Source organism: Dyadobacter soli, assembly GCF_900101885.1.
In the GTDB taxonomy this organism is placed as follows: Bacteria; Bacteroidota; Bacteroidia; order Cytophagales; family Spirosomataceae; genus Dyadobacter; species Dyadobacter soli.
This window is the reverse complement of record NZ_FNAN01000001.1, coordinates 111,815-131,178: the sequence shown is the minus strand read 5'-3', so window position 1 is coordinate 131,178 and position 19,364 is coordinate 111,815. Positions and strand designations below refer to the sequence as shown.

Annotated in this window: 12 protein-coding genes; 9 read left to right on the top strand and 3 right to left on the bottom strand. The window is 54.0% G+C overall.

Annotation, left to right across the window (positions count from 1 at the left end; genetic code table 11):
• Positions 1-318: 318 nt before the first annotated feature.
• From BLQ88_RS00515 to BLQ88_RS00490, 6 genes are all read left to right on the top strand, one after another.
• Complete coding sequence (locus tag BLQ88_RS00515) at positions 319-3,663, top strand: SusC/RagA family TonB-linked outer membrane protein (protein WP_090145674.1); 3,345 nt, start codon at positions 319-321, stop codon at positions 3,661-3,663.
• Between the two features lie 235 nt (positions 3,664-3,898).
• Positions 3,899-5,371 (top strand): RagB/SusD family nutrient uptake outer membrane protein, encoded by a 1,473-nt coding sequence (locus BLQ88_RS00510; protein WP_090145673.1) that lies wholly within the window; start codon positions 3,899-3,901, stop codon positions 5,369-5,371.
• A 36-nt stretch (positions 5,372-5,407) separates the two neighbouring features.
• On the top strand, positions 5,408-6,556 hold the full coding sequence (locus tag BLQ88_RS00505) for a sialidase family protein (protein WP_090145671.1): 1,149 nt from the start codon (positions 5,408-5,410) through the stop codon (positions 6,554-6,556).
• 25 nt (positions 6,557-6,581) lie between these two features.
• Entirely contained in the window at positions 6,582-7,499 is a 918-nt protein-coding gene (locus BLQ88_RS00500) for a dihydrodipicolinate synthase family protein (protein ID WP_090145669.1), read from the top strand.
• Between the two features lie 28 nt (positions 7,500-7,527).
• Positions 7,528-10,047 carry a sodium:solute symporter family protein gene (locus BLQ88_RS00495; RefSeq protein ID WP_090145668.1) on the top strand — a complete coding sequence of 840 codons (2,520 nt, stop codon included), beginning with the start codon at positions 7,528-7,530 and terminating at the stop codon, positions 10,045-10,047.
• A 126-nt stretch (positions 10,048-10,173) separates the two neighbouring features.
• Complete coding sequence (locus tag BLQ88_RS00490) at positions 10,174-11,133, top strand: c-type cytochrome (RefSeq protein ID WP_090145666.1); 960 nt, start codon at positions 10,174-10,176, stop codon at positions 11,131-11,133.
• On the opposite strand, the gene BLQ88_RS00485 is transcribed toward BLQ88_RS00490, so the two are convergent.
• The 3 genes from BLQ88_RS00485 to BLQ88_RS00475 all read right to left on the bottom strand — a co-directional run bounded on the left by BLQ88_RS00485 (position 11,130) and on the right by BLQ88_RS00475 (position 13,572).
• A complete protein-coding gene (locus BLQ88_RS00485; protein ID WP_090145664.1) occupies positions 11,130-11,603 on the bottom strand; it encodes a hypothetical protein in 474 nt (157 codons plus the stop codon). The two genes, BLQ88_RS00490 and BLQ88_RS00485, sit on opposite strands and share 4 nt — an antisense overlap.
• Before the next feature lie 13 nt (positions 11,604-11,616).
• Entirely contained in the window at positions 11,617-12,186 is a 570-nt protein-coding gene (locus BLQ88_RS00480; RefSeq protein WP_176884843.1) for a Crp/Fnr family transcriptional regulator, read from the bottom strand.
• 75 nt (positions 12,187-12,261) lie between these two features.
• Positions 12,262-13,572, bottom strand: a complete 1,311-nt coding sequence (locus BLQ88_RS00475) for a Gfo/Idh/MocA family protein (protein WP_090145661.1) — start codon at positions 13,570-13,572, stop codon at positions 12,262-12,264.
• A gap of 344 nt (positions 13,573-13,916) precedes the next feature.
• On the opposite strand from BLQ88_RS00475, the gene BLQ88_RS00465 reads away from it, so the two are divergent.
• The 3 genes from BLQ88_RS00465 to BLQ88_RS00455 all read left to right on the top strand — a co-directional run bounded on the left by BLQ88_RS00465 (position 13,917) and on the right by BLQ88_RS00455 (position 19,350).
• Complete coding sequence (locus BLQ88_RS00465) at positions 13,917-14,465, top strand: RNA polymerase sigma-70 factor (RefSeq protein WP_090145657.1); 549 nt, start codon at positions 13,917-13,919, stop codon at positions 14,463-14,465.
• Between the two features lie 406 nt (positions 14,466-14,871).
• On the top strand, positions 14,872-15,918 hold the full coding sequence (locus BLQ88_RS00460) for a FecR family protein (RefSeq protein WP_090145655.1): 1,047 nt from the start codon (positions 14,872-14,874) through the stop codon (positions 15,916-15,918).
• A gap of 132 nt (positions 15,919-16,050) precedes the next feature.
• The gene (locus BLQ88_RS00455; protein WP_090145654.1) at positions 16,051-19,350 is read left to right on the top strand and encodes a TonB-dependent receptor; all 3,300 of its coding nucleotides are present in this window, start codon (positions 16,051-16,053) and stop codon (positions 19,348-19,350) included.
• The last annotated feature ends 14 nt before the right edge of the window (positions 19,351-19,364 follow it).

Genomic DNA, 19,364 nt, shown 5'->3' with positions numbered 1-19,364 from the left:
TTCAATATCGTCCCGCACCGCCACTTTGCTACCAATATTACATCGCTACGCGATTTTGTTGGCTAAGAACGCCTGGCATTGCCGCCCAGCCATAAATGCCATCAGGAATGTAACGTGGGCAACGAAACGATACCAAAATGGCCCGTAACCCCCTCACCGGTGCAACAACAAACTACCGGAGGCATCCCCCTCAGCATTTTGCATTATTTTTTGAATTAATATTTGGATGTTCAGGAGAAATGCTTTTACATTTGTTATTATGTAGTACATAAGTACTAATAAACATATCATACTCCTGACTCTTCAAAATTCGATCTTATGAAAAAAATGTACGCGGTGCTTCTGCTGGGTTGTTCGCTGTTGCTGCTGATACCGGGCATAATGGCGCAGCAAATTACTGTCACCGGGACTGCCAGATCAGCCGGGACGGGTGAAAGCCTGCCTGGGGTGAGCATTATTTTGGGTGGTACCTCATCGGGCTCCACCACCGATGCCGATGGGAAGTATACGATCCAGGCGCCGGCGAATGGCCGGTTGATATTTTCCTACGTCGGTTTTGAGCCTCAGGAGGTGGCGATTGAAAACCGTTCGAAAATCGATATCAACCTTACGGAGAGCGAAAAGGCGTTGAGCGAAGTGGTGGTAGTGGGTTATACGAGTCAGTCCAAAGCAAAAACAACGGCAGCGGTGTCCAAACTGGCGCCAGAGGAACTCAAAAATACTTCCAATCCCAACCCGGTGCAGGCCATGCAGGGCAAAATGGCGGGTGTATCGGTGCCGGTTAACTCCGGGCAGCCGGGTGGCGGCGCTGCGAATATCATTATCCGGGGCGGCACGAAGCTCAACGTTTATGGTACAGGGTTAGGGAATAGCGGCGGCAATTCGATTGGCAGTTCGGAGTCGAGCGGGCCGCTGGTGATTGTGGACGGCGTTTTCAGGTCTTTGAACGATATTAATCCCGATAACATCGAGTCTTTTCAGGTGATGAAGGACGCGGCTGCAACAGCCATTTACGGCGCGCGCGGTGCCAATGGGGTGATCGTAGTGAAGACCAAAGGGGGGAAATTCAACACCAAAACCAATATTACGTTAAACCACCGCACGACTTGGGAAACCAACGCACGCGACTACAAATACCTGAATGCCAGAGATTACTTGGCATTGGCCCGAAGAACGGTACAAAACACTTTCGACCCGATCGATAAAAACAACCTGCTCAACAACGGCGGATTTTCGGCCGGAACGCGCATCTACACCGCGCCAGGGCAATATGGTAATAATATCAACCTCACCGCATTGTACGACAATATCGTTGCAGTGGAAGGCCAGGCCTACGTGGACCGGCTGCTTGCGAACGGCTGGGAGACCATGGACGACCCCATTAACCCGGGTACCAAACTGCTTTTTGCCGACAATCATTACCAGGATATGCTCTGGAATACAGGCGTGACGCAAAACCACAACTTATCCATCGACGGTGGCAGCGAGCGGGCCAACTACAATGTATCAGCCGGTTATACCAATCAGGCGGGAACATTTGCGGGCACTAAATACAAACGCTACGACGTCCTGGGCAACTTCGGTTTCAAAGCGGCCGACAATTTCCGGATCGATGCGATGGTGAACTACCAGAATGTGCTTCCCAATTACGTCGAAGCATTCCAGAACGAGCTCACGCGCGGCACGCGCCTGACCCCGCTCATACGCATATACAAGGACGACGGTAACCCTACCCCCGGCGAAAACTACGCCACCCGCAACCGCTTCCATACCTTGAAATACGACGACGTGCGGTCGTCTACCGAACGGATCATTTCACGGGTTGCGGGGGATTTACAGATTACCAAAGGGCTGAGTTACAAACCTGCTGTCTCCTATTTAATGCAGGATTACCGCTATATGTTCATGCGGAAAGGCACGCCTTCTACCGAAATCCAGCCTGCGACGCAGCGGCAGAAAAACGAGGATACCAACAATTTCCGCCAGTTGATGATCGATCAGATTTTGCAATACGACCTTACCCTCAGAGACGTGCACAATTTCACATTCCTGGCGGGTTTCAATTTTACCAAATCCACCAACAGCATTATCAATATAGGTTCGCAGCGCGCCACGAGTGATTACATTTACACCATCAACGAGCCTACGACGTCGGTTATCAATGGCGTGATCAATACCAACGTCACGGATTTCAGGACTACCCTCGCCGAGAGCCGTTCGGCGAGCTATTTCGGGCAGTTCAATTATGATTATGACGGCAAATACCTGCTCAGCGGCGCATTGCGCTACGATGGCTTCTCCAATTTTGCCCCTCAAAACAAATATGCATTGTTCCCCTCCGCTTCGCTGGGCTGGAATATCCACCGCGAGAAGTTCTGGAACGTTGCGCCGGTGAGTATGCTCAAACTCCGCGCGAGCTGGGGCCAGGCGGGGTCGAGCGACCTGAGCCTTACCGATACCTACGGAGGCTATTCGGCGTCAACCTACGCATTGGGCTCGGGTATTCTAAGGGCCAATCTTTCCAACCCGAATCTGAAATGGGAGCTCACCGAAACCACCGACCTTGCGCTCGACGCCTCGCTGTTCGGCGACCGGGTGACATTATCGGTCGATTTTTACAACAAGCTCACTAAAAACAGGCTGGAATCGAAGCCGCTGCCGTCCGAAGCGCCATTTGCGTCGATTACCTACAACAATGGAACGCTGCAAAATAAGGGCGTCGAAATCGAGCTGGGGGCGACGGTGATCAAAGCAGGCGCATTCACCTGGCGTTCCAACTTCTCGTTTGCGCTCAACCGGACGGTCATCAAAAAGCTCCCAGATAATGGCCGCGCCAAAAACCGCCAGGGCGGCGATCTCGTGTACGACCGTGCGGCAGGTAAAAACGTGGAAGCCGGCGGACTTGCGGAAGGTGAGCGGCCATTTGGCTTGTACGCCTACCAGGTACTCGGCGTGTTTTCGACCGAGGAAGAAGCCAAAGCCTGGAACGCCACCAAAAAGGACAACCTAGCCTCCCCTTCCGGCATTACCACTGGCAAGCACGCAGGCGATTTCATATTCGACGACATTAACAACGACGGTGTGATCGACACGAAAGACCAGGTTTTTATCGGTTACCGCAATCCCGACAAGATCGGCGGTATGCAAAACACCTTCACCTACAAATCCCTCTCCCTCCGCGTGGCGGTCGACTATGCGCTGGGGCACATGATCAGCGATGGCGCACTGGCCCGCTCGCTCGGCACGGGTCGCGCATTCAACGAAGGTGCCCCTTCACAGGCATTGGGGCCGGATATCTGGCAAAAACCGGGCGATACCGGCAAAAAATACGCGCGTTTCTCTTTCGCGGACGCGGATTTCGGCCAGCGCAACTACCTGCGCTCCGCCACATTGGGTAACAACAACGGCTACGGCTCGGACGTATCGGCGATGATCGAAAAGGGCAATTTCCTTGCCCTGCGCGAGATTTCACTGGCCTATGACCTGCCCAAAAACCTGCTCAAAAAGATCCGCTCGACCGGCATGAATGTGTTCGTAAGCGTCTACAACCTGGGTTACGTGACCAAATACAAGGGCATTAACCCGGAAACGTACACCGGCTTCGACGCCGTCGGCTACCCGCGCCCGAGGCAGTTTTCGGTTGGGACGACGTTGCGGTTTTAGGGCCTGCGGCCCTGACCGCCGACGGCCGACCACCGACCGCCGATCGCCTTAAGGCAACATTTTAAGAGACATTGAACAGAACGCTTCGAAACCTAGATTGACGGCCGACCGATGACCACCGACTACCGACCGCATATGAGGAACATCATCATAGACATTCAGCAGAACGCTTCGAAACAGAGATCGGCGGTCGTCCGTCAGTGGTCGGCGGTCAATCACAAAAAACAACCCATTTATGATCACAAGAATTAAATTCCTCGCCCTGACTGCTTTTGCTCTTACGGGCCTGAGCGCCTGCGATAGTTTGCTGGATGTGAAACCGCAATCGAGCATTACCGAGGCGGTTTATTTTCAGAATGAAGGCGATTTTGAACCTTACCTGACCGGGATTTATACCTATATGCGGACTTTTGCCAACAATGTCACTTATGGTACCGAACGCGGCGAAGAGCTGATTGCGGGCTCCAATTCGCGGTTTGGCGTGGCGTGGTCGCAGATCATCACGCCTACTTCCGGGGCCATTAACTACAACGACTGGTACAAGGCCATCGGGCATTGCAACCTGCTACTGGCGAAGATCGAGGGCTTTCCGTTCACCGGCAATCCCGATCTCCGGAAGCGCATTCTGGCAGAAACATACAGCCTGCGCGCCTATTTCTACTTCCACCTGACCCGCATTATCGGCGACGCGCCGCTGATGCTGCAAGCAGTAACGGACGAAAATGTGCCGCTGCTGCCCCGCGTTCCGGCAACGGAAGTGATGAAACAAATCCAGTCAGATCTCGACCAGGCCATTGGCTTGTACAAATCCATGAGTAACTTCTCCGCGACTTCTTACCCGAGCAAATACCGATTCGCGTACGGCTCCACGCAGGCGCTCAAAGCGGAAGCCAGTTTGTGGAGCGCCAAAGTACTCGCCGGCGGTGAGGCGGATTTCAATGCAGCTGTGGCGGCCATTTCGGAAGTGGAGGCGACGGGCGTTTCGCTTAATGCGGATTTCAAAAATGTGACGGGCCTGCGGGCGCCGAATAATACAGAAATCATCTTGTCGGCCTTTTTCAGCCGGGATGAAACCGGCGGGAATTACGGCGTGAATGCATTGCCCTTCCTGACGATCGTACAGGGTGCCATTAACCTCGACAGTTTGCCCTACACCCAGACTTCCACCACCGGGCAGGGTGCTTACCAGATCAGCCAGCCATCGCGGGCATTGTTTACCAAAAGCACCACCGACAAGCGCATTCCGTTCACCTGGGTTACCGAACGGCAAACTTCCGGCCCGAAAATTTCCTGGATCACCAAATACCCCGGGACCAAATATTCCGACGACCGCATTTCCGACAACGAGGTGATCATTTTCCGCCTCGCCGACATTTACTTAATGAAAGCCGAAGCCCTCGCAGGCCTGGGCAAGGTGGAGGAAGCCATTACCTCTCTCGAAAAAGTCCGCGCACGGGCGGGCACCGGCGCCTACGCGGGATCCAAAACCAAAGCGGCCGTCGAACGCGAAATCCTCGACGAGCGCGGCCGGGAGCTGTTTTTTGAAAACAAGCGCTGGTACGACCTCGTGCGGTTCCACAAAGGCGGCACCATCGATGTGTACCAGTTTGTACCGAACCTAGTCGGCAAGACTACGCCGCTTTTCTGGCCGCTGAACACCACGGTACTGGCCAATAACAATCAGCTCGTACAAACGGAGGGCTACTAGTCCTGTATTTCAAGTGTTTTTATTTTTTGTATTAATATGATAAAAAAGAAATTACTGATCCTGATCGTCCTGGGCGCCACCAGGGCGTTTTCCCAAGACATCCCCGAGCCGCGTGCATTGTTCAGCGCAGGCGAGAACGGCTACAAAAGCTACCGTATTCCATCGCTGATCAAAGCTAAAAACGGCGCATTGATCGCGTTTTGCGAAGGCCGGAAAGACGGCGCGGGCGACGCGGGCGATATCGATCTGCTCATGAAGCGTTCTACGGATAATGGCAAAACATGGAGCCCGCAGACGGTCGTTTGGGACGACGGGACGAATACCTGCGGCAACCCATGCCCGGTACTCGACGAGCAAACCGGTGAAATCCTTCTGTTACTCACCCAAAACCGCGGCGATGTGCCCGAAAAGGACATTATCACCAAGAAAAGCGAATCCACGCGTACAGTCTGGCTTTCAAGAAGCTCGGACAATGGTGCTACCTGGGCCAAACCGGTTGAAATAACCCAAACCACCAAGAAACCCGAGTGGGGCTGGTACGCGACCGGCCCGGGTATTGGCATACAAATCAAAAACGGCCCGCGCAAAGGCCGCCTCGTAATCCCCTGTGATTTCAGCTACGACGACCCGAACGGTAAAGTCCGCAACGGCCCGTTCGAATATGGCGCCCACGCCATTTACAGCGACGATCACGGCAAAACGTGGCAGCTCGGCGGCACCATTACCCCTAAAATGAACGAATGCCAGGTAGTTGAAGTGGCCGACGGAAACGGCACGCTGCTGATGAACATGCGCTCCTACTTCGGTCGCGGGCGGCGGGCGCAATCGCTCAGCTACGACGGCGGCGTGAGCTGGACGGCACCGGAAGACATTCCAGAGCTCGTGGAACCGGTATGCCAGGCGTCGATCATCCGGTACCAGCGCCCGAAAGGCAATGCAATGCTTTTCCTCAACCCCGCCAGCACGACCAGGCGCCATAACCTCACCTTACGCGCCAGCTTCGACGAGGGGAAAACCTGGCCGGTGATCCGTACCATTTTCCCGGGGCCGTCGGCCTATTCGAGCATGGCCGCATTGCCCGACGGCAATATCCTGTGCCTCTACGAAGCCGGCAAAACCGGTGCTTACGAGCAGATTGTGTTGCAAACCATTACCCCGCAGTGGCTTTTCGGGGACCGTAAATAGTTGAATATCCAGTTTACTAATTTATATGAATACCATCCAACACACCGACGGCCTCATTGCCGCGCTTTTCACTCCCTTACATCCCGACGGCTCCGTGCATTATGAGTTGCTACCCGCTTTGGTCGAGCATTTGATCAGTACCGGCATTTCGGGCATATTCATCTGCGGCAGCAACGGCGAAGGCCCTAACCTGACGCTCGACGAACGCATGCGGGTTTCCGACACCGTGATTAATGCCGGTAAAGGTCGCCTGCGCATGATCGTGCACGTGGGGCACGCCAGCATTGCGGAGGCGCGCAAGCTCGCACACCACGCACAGGAAGCCGGCGCCGACGCCATTTCATCCGTCGCGGCATTCTATTTCAAACCTACTTCCGTGCAAAACCTCGCCGACTGCATGACCGACATTGCCGCGGGCGCACCGGAACTGCCATTCTACTATTACCACATTCCCTCGCTCACCGGCTTTTCCGTGGATGTGCTCGACTTCATGCGCATTGCTGAAAAGCAAATCCCCAACTTCGCGGGCGTGAAATATACCGCATCCACCCTTTGGGAATACCAGGAATGCCTGAACCACGAAGGCGGCAAATACGATGTGCTGTACGGTTTTGACGAAAATCACCTGCCTGCATTGTCGATGGGCGCCAAGGGTTGCATCGGCAGTACTTTCAACTTCGCCGCGCCATTGTATTTAAAAGTAAGGGAGTATTTCGAAGCGGGGGAGATTGAAAAGGCACGGAAACAAATGCTTTTCTGCGTCGAAATGGTGCGAATCGTCGTGCAATACGCGCCTATTCCGGCACAGAAAGCCGTGATGAAAATGCTGGGCTTCGATATGGGCCCCTGCCGCCTGCCGCTCGTTGCTCTACCCGACGATCAGTACGAGGCATTGCATCGCCAGTTGAGCGAAATCGGCTTTTTTGCAAAATTGAATGAGTGAATGAATGATTGAATAACTGAAAGACCCAATGACCCGTTTCTTTTTCTTCCTGACTATTCTCCTGCAAACTATGATTTCCAATGCCCAGCAGCCGGGGCCTTCGCCCCTGCAATGGAAAAATTTGCCGCCGCTTCCCGATGCGGTGGGATTTGCCGGTGCATATGCCGGCGTGAGCAACAATGCGCTGATCGTAGCCGGGGGCGCCAATTTCCCGGGTAATGCCGGGCCGTGGGGTACCGCGCCCAAAACCTGGTACGATGCCATTTTTGTGCTGGAAAACCCGTCGGGAAGCTGGAAGAAAGCGGGTTATCTGCCGCGGGCAATGGGCTACGGCATTTCGCTCACCACACCCGAAGGTATTTTCTGTCTCGGCGGCGCCGACGGCAAGCAGCATTACAGTATGGCATTTTATCTGAACTGGAAAGATGGCCGCATTGCCTTCACTGCCCTCCCCGATTTGCCGGTTCCGCTCGCTTATGCTTCGGGAGCACTGCTGGGAGATAAAATATATGTAGCCGGCGGCACTACCGCCCCGTCCGATACCAATGCATTGAACCGCTTTTGGGAATTCGATTTACACAAAAGACAATGGAACGAGTTGCCGCCCATCCCCGGCAATGGCCGCATGCTGGGTGTCGCGGGTGCGCAGGATGGCCGTTTCTTCCTGTTCAGCGGCGTGGAGTTGCACCATAATGCCGCCACCGGGGCTGTGCAGCGTACTTATTTGAAAGAATGCCTTGCTTACAACCCGGCTTCCCAAACCTGGAAACGCATTGCCGACCTGCCGAATGCTGTCGCCGCCGCGCCTTCCCCTGCGTATGCGGCGGGGCAGTCGCACCTGCTCGTAGTGGGAGGCGACGACGGTGCCAATGCGCAGCGGGTAATGGAGCTTAAAGAAAAACATCCCGGTTTCCGCAACGAAATCATGGCCTACCACAGCATTACCGATACCTGGGCACCGCTTGGGGCATTTTCAGAAGGTAATGCGGCGGTTACCGCTCCACTGGTGACCTGGAACGGGCAGCCGGTGATTCCTTCGGGCGAAATTCAGCCGGGTATCCGCACGCCGCGTGTGGTGGCGGGCACTCCGGTGGTGAGCACGGGTACTTTCAATGGCATCGACTGGGGCGTGGTATCGGTATATTTTCTACTGGTGCTGGGCATCAGCATTTATGTTTCGCGCAAAATGAGCGCCAGTACCGACGATTTTTTCCTCGGCGGCCAGAACATACCCTGGTGGGCGGCCGGGCTGAGCATTTTCGGGAGCAAACTGAGCGCACTTACTTTCATCGCTATTCCCGCCAAAACCTACGCTACCGACTGGGTTTACATTTTTGCCAATGCGATGATCGTCGTCGTGGCGCCCATTGTGATCTGGTTTTTCCTGCCCTATTTCCGCAAACTGAAAATCACGAGCGTTTACGAATACCTTGCATTCCGTTTCAATAAAACCGTCAAACTGGTGGGCAGCTTCACGTTTGTGGTTTTTCAGGTAGGAAGACTGGGGATCGTGATTTACCTCCCTGCATTGGTACTGAGCACGGTTACCGGCATGAACCTTATGCTTTGCATTATCCTTACCAGCCTCATTACCACCGCCTATACCATTTCCGGCGGTATCGAAGCGGTCGTCTGGACGGAGGTAATGCAGGTTGGCGTGCTGCTGGGCGGGGCGTTTCTGAGCTTGTTTTTTATTGCCAATGCCTCCGGCGGCTTCGGTCCACTGTTCGAGCAGGCGGGTGAGGCGGGCAAATTTCATATGATTAACAGCGGCTGGGGCATTACGGAACCGGTATTGTGGGTGGTTTTAGTGGGTAATTTTTTAACCCAAATTGTGACTTACACTTCCGACCAGGTGGTGGTGCAGCGCTACCTTACTACGCCCACGGAAGCCGAGGCCCGCCGTTCGATCTGGACCAATGCATTCCTGGTCATCCCGGCTACATTGATATTTTTCCTCGTCGGCACCGCATTGTGGGTGTATTTCAAACAAGCACCCCAGCTCCTGAACCCGGTGGCGCGCACCGACGATATTTTCCCGTGGTTTATCTCCACGCAGCTGCCCGCGGGCCTGCGCGGGTTGGTGATCGCCGGCCTTTTCGCCGCTACCATGTCCACCATCAGCTCTTCCATGAACTCCATTGCTACCGTCGTCACCACCGATTTCTTCCAGCATTTTGTGCCAAAGTCCACCGACTTGCAACGTTTCCGCTTTGCGCGCTATACCACGCTTGCACTAGGCGCGGCGGGCATCGGCATTGCCGTGTGGCTGGTTTTTATGGAAAACAACAGCATCTGGGACCAGTACCTGAAACTGATCGGCATCTTCGGGGGCTGCCTGGCCGGGATGTTCGTGGCGGGCATATTCTTCCCTTCCATTAACAGCACGGGCATTCTCGCCGGGTTTTTCATCAGTGCGGTGCTGCTCTATTTTGTGCAGGCCAATGGCTGGGTGCATTTCTTCCTGTATCCCGGCGTGGGGATTTTCGGGTGCGTGATTTTTGGATGGATTGTGAGCAAACTGGTACCGGTTGCTCAACGCAGCTGACTTTTTGTGATTTGGATCAAATGCATTTGAAAATGGCGCTTCTAATTTTGAACCGTCGCCCAGCTCCCGACCGGTAATGGGCGGCGTTTAGTTCGAAACAGTCATTTTTAAATTTAAAAATCAGCCATGAAATTCCTCAGGTGGGCAGGATATGCGCTTGCCGCTATCGTATTACTCGTTTGCATCGCAGCCACTTACGTTAAACTTGGGTTACCCGACACCGGGCCTGCACCGGACATTAAAATCGAAAACACCGTCGCCCGCGTGGAGCGTGGAAAATACCTCGCCAACCACGTCACCGTTTGTATGGATTGCCACAGCAGCCGCGACTGGTCGCGTTTCGCCGGGCCGATGATGGCTACCGGCCAGGGTGCCGGCGGCGAGCGCTTCGACCAGCAAATGGGCTTCCCTGGTGCATTTTACGCGCCTAACATTACCCCGTACGCATTGGCTGGCTGGACCGACGGCGAGCTTTTCCGAGCCATTACTACCGGCGCGAACAAGGACGGCAAGGCGCTATTTCCCGTCATGGGCTACCACCGGTTCGGCCGGATGGATCAGGAGGACATTTACTCGATCATCGCTTACATGCGCACATTGCCTTCCATTAAAAAGGATGTCCCCGAATCCAGGGCGGATTTCCCGGTCAGCTTTATCATCAACACCATGCCCGCCAAAGCCGAGCTCTCGCACCTTCCCGACACAACCGACGTGGTCGCATACGGCAAGTACCTCGTCAATGCCACCGGCTGCGTGGATTGCCACAGCAAAACCGACAAAGGCAGCGTGATCCCCGGCACCGAGTTCGGCGGCGGAATGGAGTTCAAAAGTCCGGCCGGAACATTGGTTTCACCCAATATTACCATGCACCGGCAAACCGGTATCGGCAACTGGACGGAGGCGGATTTCGTGGGCCGTTTCAAGGTATTCACCTCGCCGGGTTACGTGGCGCCACCCATACCGGCGTCCCAGCCGAACACGCCGATGCCCTGGACAATGTATTCCGGCATGAAGGAATCTGATCTGAAAGCCATTTTCAGCTATCTCAAAACCATCAAACCGATTGAAAACCAGGTCGCACGCTAATTACCGACTGACTGCCTTTCGGCGATGAAACTTTCGGCTTCTCGCAGGGTGTTCACCAGCACGGTCGGTACCGCCGCCCCGTGCTGGTTGAACAGCGTAACGGAGGCCATTTTGGAGAAAAAATCGGGAGAAATGATGCTGAGGTTGCAGGACAAGCCTGCCTGATGGCAAGCAGGGAAGAAATCGTCGCAAATGTACGCCAACGCGCCCGCCCACGAGCCTTCCACTTCCTTGGTGTCATGCACGTGGAAGCGGCATTTACGGGCCTTGCCGTTGCTCTGATACCAGTTTTTCATGCCATCAAGCGCGGTAATGATTTCCGGATCGGCGGAATAGCCGATCCATTTCATCAGCAAATAGTTTTTGGAAGCATTATAGCTCAGCACCGCGTGAGGCTTCCCTTCGGCATTCAGGAATCTTTCGATGCGGATCACGGTATCGGCGCTTGGGTTGGTCGAGGGCGTTTTCATGGAGGAAAATAATTCAGTCGGTTAACATCCGGCTGCGGTAGCGGCTGAGCGTTTCGCGGGTAATGCCGAGGTAACTGGCGATGTATTGTAAGGGTATTCTGCTGAAAAGTAAAGGATGCTCTTCCAGGATATTCCGGAACCGCACGTCGGGCGGATCTTTGAGCAGGGCTGTTTCGCGGGAATCGGTTTTCATGAGCTGCTCAACCAACAGCAAGTTCCAGAAGCGCTGCCAGCCAGGGCAGTTTTCATACAAATAATGAAAATCATCTTTGGTCAAAACCAATAAATGCGTTTCCTGCAATGCCTGAATGCTCACCCGCGACGCCTGCCCAAAGAAGAATCCGTCGTACGAACAAGCCACGGAATTTTCAAACAGGAAGTCTTTGCAGATTTCCTTGTCGGGCGTCTCAATGTACAGCCGCATTGTGCCCCTTTCTACGAGCGCTACCTCGCTGGAAATGTGGCCCTGGCGCACAAAATGCTCATTTTTCCGCAGCACTTTCAAATGCAGTCGTTCTTCCATCATGGCCAGCTCCGCCTCGGGCGGGTTGATCAGCTTCACCAGATTGGTAAGTACTCTCATGCGGATTTTGGGGTAACGAACGGCTTCAAAAATACCATTTGCAAGCCAATTTATCCGCATCGACTTCCTGAAAGGCTAAGTACGCGGCATTTTGTAACCATTGTGATACGCGTTACCGATCAGCTTATTGGCTTCCTTGTTGTCGAATTCGCCTTTCTCAGCATTCCAATGGAGCATACTTCCCGTTCGGTAAGCGATATTGCCCATTTGCGAAAGCGTCGCCACCTCCGCGCCCACACGTATGGGCGCGTGCAGGTCGTCCATGCGCCGCGAGCGGATGACTTCCACGAAGTTTTTGGCGTGTTCGTCGAGGCCATTGTCGGAGGATTTTTGTACTGGAACGGCCTCCATGCGCTTTTCATAAGGTATTACCTCCCAGCTCTGGCGGTCGACGATCAACGTCCCGTTCTCGCCCAGAAACGCGATGCCGTGCTGGCGGTTGTAAATGCCCGCTCCGTAACCGATCACGTGCTCCCACTGGATATTGAAATCGTCGTATTCGAAAAGTGCCGTCAATGTATCGGGCGTTTCCGCGCCGGGATTGCGCAGCATTGCCCCGCTGGCGCTGACGCGTCTGGGCGTTCCGGATGCCTTCATACCGAGCAATGCGTAATCGAGCAAATGCACTCCCCAGTCGGTCATGATACCGCCCGCGTAATCCCAGAACCAGCGGAACGAGCCATGGAAACGGTTGGGGTTGAATGGCCGTTTGGCAGCCGGGCCGAGCCACATATCATAATCTACACCGGCCGGAGCGGCACCATCCGGTAGTTTTAAAATAGGGTTTCCATAATTAAAATAACCCCAGACTTTCACGAGCCCCACTTTGCCAAGCTTTCCGGAATACACAAAATCGACCGCGTCGCGAAAATGTTTCTGGCTGCGCTGCCATTGTCCCACCTGAACCACGCGGTTGTACTTTTCCTGCGCCGCCACCATTACCCGGCATTCGGCAATGGAGTTTCCAATCGGCTTTTCGACGTACACGTCCTTTCCCGCCTCGCATGCCTCTGCCATCATCAGGCAATGCCAATGGTCGGGCGTACCGATCACCACCGCATCGATATCCTTGTCGTCCAGGATCTTACGGTAGTCTCCGAACGTCTTCACATTGATGCCTTTCGCGGCCAGTTCGGCAGCGCGTTTGTCGAGCACATTGCGGTCGACATCACAGAGCGCCACGCATTCCACGCCCGGGTTTTTCATCACCGCATTGACGTCCGCCCACCCCATACTGTTGATCCCGATCGCAGCGACGCGGATCTTGTCGGCCGCCGAACGGACCGGCCGGCTTGCGTGCGCGAAGTCGGTGATAATGGGTGAAATTGCTGCGCCACCGGCTATGGCGGCAGTGTGGCGGATGAATTTTCTTCTGGAAATAGTCATGACAAATCAAGGTGATGATCAGAGCCAAACAAAGCAGGTTTTGACACACTTTTACCGCTGTTTTTACACAAAGTATTCTTGCAATATTTCAAATGTCAATCTGACAAATCTAGCCCGATTATTTTGCATTGCCGGGAAAAAGTATGGCTTTCCTTATAAAAATCCCGAATGACAACGTTCCCGGCAACGTCTGCGTAAATAAATCGGCCGAATGCATTGGTCACCATAAAAAATGGATTCAAATTAAGTCCGGACAGCAATGAGCACATCGACCCGACATCGGAAAAATACAATTTTCCAAAATTCACTTTCGGCACCAGTTTACGGCATTAAGTAACCCGCATATGAACGTTAAATCCCTACCGGACAACCACCTCATCGAAGCCCTGCGCGACGACGACGGCCTGGCATTCCGGGAGATTTACCAGCGTTACTGGAAAAAAATGTACCTGCTCGCCCTCCGCAAAATCGACGACCGTGAGGCCGTGGAAAGCATCGTTCAGGACGTATTTCTCCGGCTATGGGAACGTCGCAGCCTGTTGCAGATCGACAACCTGGAAGCCTACCTCATCACATCGGTGAAATACACGTGCATCAACCATTTCAAATCGGCGATGGTGCATGAGAAGTACGTTACACATGCATTCACCGGATATTCGGACGCCATCTGCACCACCGAAGAGCAGCTCAACGCCAGCGAACTAATGCGCAGCATCGAAGCCCGGCTGAGCCACTTCCCCGAAAAAGCCCAGACCATTTTCCGCCTCCACCGCCTCGAAAACCGTTCCACCAAAGAAATCGCCACTCAGATCCAAATGCCCCAACGCACGGTGGAGCATCATTTGAGTCTTGTAGTGAAGGCGTTGCGGTCTTATTTGAAGGATTATCTTTGAAAAGGGAGGAAAGGAGGATGGAGGAAAGGAGGAAATATTTGTGCAAATCTGCTGGTTTGCACATAGTATTCGCGACGCTGGTGCAAATCTGCTGGTTTGCACATAGTATTCGCGACGCTGGTGCAAATCTCCTGATTTGCACACACTATTCGCAGGCCTCTGGCCGGTCGATACGGCACACGCGATTTTACGTTAGCGACCGGCCGGAGGCCTGCGAATAGCGGAGCACGAAGGTTGACCTTCGCGCCGGCGCGCCGGGATTGTTTGGCACAGCACTGCACAAAAGAAAGATTTTTCTGCACAAACCGTCATATTAATATAACTTTTCCAACAATATCTAAAAACTTTTGCGGACGAGGACGCTTGCTTTTGACTACTCACTAAAAAGCAAGCAGCCAACACGGCAATGAACCGGGAGCAATTCGCAGCATTATTGGAGAAGTATCAGGAAGGCCGGTGCACCGACGCGGAAAGGCAGCTGGTGGAACATTGGTTTGCGCTTCTTGAAAATGAAAATGCGGATAACTTTACCGACGCAGATCTGGACGGGGCCGGGGAGCGGATATGGGCCGGAATGCAGGAAAAGGCATATCTGCCCGACCTCTGCGATGGCGATAACCGCAGCCCTTTTCGATCCATTTACATCCGGTGGGCCGCCATGGCCGCCTCCCTCCTGCTGATCGGATGGTTTTTCGCCGGGAAAGTACTCAACCGCCATGTGCCGCTGACGGCCTACACATGGGAAGAAAAGCGAAACGATAGCCCTGATGTGCTGCCCGTAACGCTGGACGACAGCAGCGTGGTGGAACTACGGCCCGGAAGTTCACTGCGGTACCCAAAGCGCTTTGAGGGTGCGAAAAGAGAGGTCGTACTGAAAGGAAACGGCTTTTTCAGCATTCGTAAAAATCCTGAAAAGCCATTCTACGTGCATTCCGGCGGGGTTACTACCCGGGTGTTGGGGACAAGCTTCCATGTGAGCACGGCTGCCAACGGCGGGCAAACGAAGGTGGAAGTGGTTACCGGCCTCGTTTCGGTGTACAGCGAGCGGGGTAGCGAAGAGGCGGTCGATATGCTGGTGAGCCCTAATCATACGGCCACATTCGACCGGAATTCGGGCAAGTTTTCGGCGGGGCTGGCGGAACGGCCGCGGTTGTTGAATGCCGGTGTCTCATTCCAATTCCGCAATGCGTCGCTCGCGCAGGTAGCGCAGCATATGCATGAGGCGTGGGGTGTGAGCGTGGAGGCCGAAAACAGCCAGATACTGAACTGCCCGCTGACTGCCGACCTGAGCGGGCAGCCGCTTTTTACCCAGCTAGACATCATTTGCGCCGCATTGGGTGCGAAATACAAAGTCCGCGGCTCGACCATCCGCATTTCGGGACCCGGTTGCAAATCCCGCGGGACCCACGCTTTCAGCATACGTAAACCCATCCATTCCCATATGCAAACATAGCCGCAAACGTAAAACGCTGGCCATGCAGCGAACATGGGCCAGCGCCAGCAAATCCTGCGAGGCCGACAGCGAATCGCGCCTTTTCGGGAGCTTCATTTTATCAAATCTCCATTTAATAAAACATTTAAAGGTATGAAAAAAACAGAACCTTTACTTTTCAGGGCCTGCCGGCACGCGAACAGCGCCGGAAATTTGCTGCTATGCATTGTAGTGGCGGCATTGCTGCTTTGTCAGCCCGCACTGGCGGCCGATCAGCAGGAAGTAATGTCGAAGCTCGTGACATTGAAATTCCAGAACCAGCGCTTCGAGAAGGTCATTAACAGTATTGAAAAACAGACCAAGGCCCGCATCGTTTATAGTTCCGAGCGTGTGAATGTAGCCAGGAATGTGAGTATTGAAGTAAGTAAAAAACGCCTGGATACGGTACTGGACGAGATTCTCGCCCCTTTAAACCTTACCTACCGGCTGGTAGGCGGGCAAATCGTGCTTGAAAACACGGCCCGCGAGGAATCGGCAGTACCGGTGCAGACGCAGGTGATCGACCGGACGGTGACGGGCGTCGTCAAAGATGAGAAGAATGCAGTGCTGCCCGGCGTGAGCGTAATCCTGAAAGGTACCAACCGCGGTACGAGTACCGACGGCGAAGGCAAGTTCAGCCTGCTCGTTCCCGACGATACGGGTGCGTTGCTGACGTTTTCATTTGTAGGTTACCAAAGCCAGGATGTGGCGCTGGGGTCGCAAACGACATTCAATATTGCGCTGAAACCCGATGTGAGCGCATTGGAGGAAGTGGTTGTGATCGGGTATGGCGCCGTGCGCAAGCGCGATCTTACCGGCTCGGTGGTGCAGCTCAAAAGCGAGCAGCTCAAACAGGTGCCTTCCAACAATGTCCTCGACGCCGTACAGGGCAAGATAGCAGGTGCGGACATTACGCGCAGCAGCGGCCAGGCGGGCGCGGGCGTGAACATTACCATCCGCGGTAACCGTTCGATAGGCGGTAACAACTCCCCGCTCATTATCGTCGACGGTGTGCAGTATGGCGACCTGGCGGATATCAACTCCAACGACATCGAGTCGATGGAAGTTTTGAAAGACGCTTCCTCCATTGCGATTTACGGCTCGCGCGGTGCGAACGGGGTTATTTTGATTACCACTAAAAAAGGGCGCAGCGGCCGTCCGGATATTTCTTTCAACTCCTACGCGGGCGTGTCGCAGGTGACTATGTACCCACGTGCGATGAATATCACCGAGTTCCGCGATTTCAAACGCGAGGCCTGGCGTGCAGCGGGTGTTTGGAACTCACCGGCCGACGATCCTTCCATTTTTACCAACGTGGCCGAATACGATGCATTGCAAAAAGGTATCTGGACCGATTATCAGAACGAACTCATTCGCCCCGGCTTCCAGCAAAACTACCAGCTGGGCTTTCGTGGCGGCTCTGAAAAGTTGAAATCCTATGTTTCAGTGGATTATTTCAATGAAAAAGGGATTTTGAAACTGGACGAAATGAAACGTTACACAGCACGCCTGAACGTGGATTACACGCTCACCGACTGGATGAAGATCGGTTTGCAAAGCCAGCTGACGTATTACAACCAAAGCGTACGCCGCGACCCGTTGAACCAGGCCAACAAGATCAGTCCGCTGGGTTCGCTGTACGACGAAAACGGTAATTTCAACTTCATTATGCTCGACGGGCAAACCGCCAATCCGCTTTCCGACGAGCAGCCGGGCGTTTTTAACAATAACATCCTGACTACCCGCACATTAACGAACGGTTACGTCGAAATTACGCCATTGAAAGGGCTCACATTCCGTAGTACGCTTGGTGCCAACCTTTCGAACTCCCGTAACGGTGCCTATTCTTCCCCCAAATCCATCGACCGCTCATTGACCGGTAAGTCATTGGCTACCTACAATGTGTCAAATGGCCGGACGATCAACTGGGAGAACGTGGTGACTTATCAAAAGGCATTTGAACAACATAGTTTTACATTTACCGGTATCGGTAGTTCGCTCGCGACCGTTTCGGACAATGCTTCGGCATCCGGCGTTAACCAGCTGATTCCCTCGCAGTTATTCTACTCGCTCGGCAGCGCTACGGAAGAGATTAAAATCAATTCGGCTTATTCCAAAAACAACCTCGTATCGTTTGCGGCACGTGTGAATTACGGTTTCAAAGACCGCTATCTGCTCACATTGACGGCCCGTAAGGATGGTTCGTCCAAACTCGCGCCGGGCAATAAATGGACGTTTTTCCCGTCGGCTGCCTTTGCGTGGCGGATCGTGGACGAGGGTTTTATGAAGAATATCAAGAAACTCAGCGACCTGAAACTGCGTGTGAGCTATGGTATTGCAGGAAACGACCCGTCGGGACCTTATGCGACGCAAACCACACTGACCCGCATTGCATTCGGGTTTGACGAAGTGGCCTACCCGGCCTACACTTTCTCCCGCAATGTCGGGAATGCAGCATTGGGCTGGGAACTTTCGGCTACTCAAAACCTGGGGCTTGATTTCGGGCTTTTCGACGGCCGCATCAATGGTTCGATCGATTACTATGATACCCGTACTTCCGACCTCCTACTCGACCGCGGCTTGCCGCCGACTACCGGTGTGACGACCGTGAAGCAGAACATCGGTAAGACCCGCAACCGGGGTATCGAGGTCGTGCTGGGAAGTACCAATGTGCGGACAGCCGATTTTACCTGGAATTCCAGCCTCACATTTACCAAAAACAAGGAGGAAATCACCGAACTCGTAACCGAGGGCAACGACATCGGCAATGGCTGGTTCATCGGCAGCCCGATCAGCGTGTTCTACGATTATGAGAAGCTGGGTATCTGGCAAACCTCCGAAGCAGAACAGGCAAAAGCGCTGTCGCCGACGCAGTTACCGGGTGAAATTAAGGTAAAAGACCAGAATGGCGACGGCAAGATCGACGCCGTGAACGACCGGGTGATCCTCGGCACACCGCGCCCGAAATGGAGCGGAGGACTGGACAACACCCTCAAATACAAGAATTTCGATCTGAATTTCATGATTTACGCCCGGATCGGATCGATGATCAATTCCGACCGGTATGCCCGCTTCGACCAACAGGGTGTGGGTAACAGCACCGCCGGCCTCGATTACTGGACGCCGGAGAACCCGACGAACGAGTATCCGCGCCCGAACAAGAATGCGGGGCTTAAATACCTTTCGACATTGGGTTACCGCGATGCCTCGTACGCACGTATCCGTAATGTGACGCTCGCGTACAATCTGCCGGTCGATAAATTCAACTGGAAGATCATCCGCGGCCTGCGCGTTTACGCGACTGCGAAAAACCTGGCCACATTCACCAAACTCGATTACGACCCGGAACGCGGCGGATCGGAGAATTTCCCGATGACGAAACTGTTCATTTTTGGCCTGAATGTGAACCTGTAACCCTTTAAACCAGT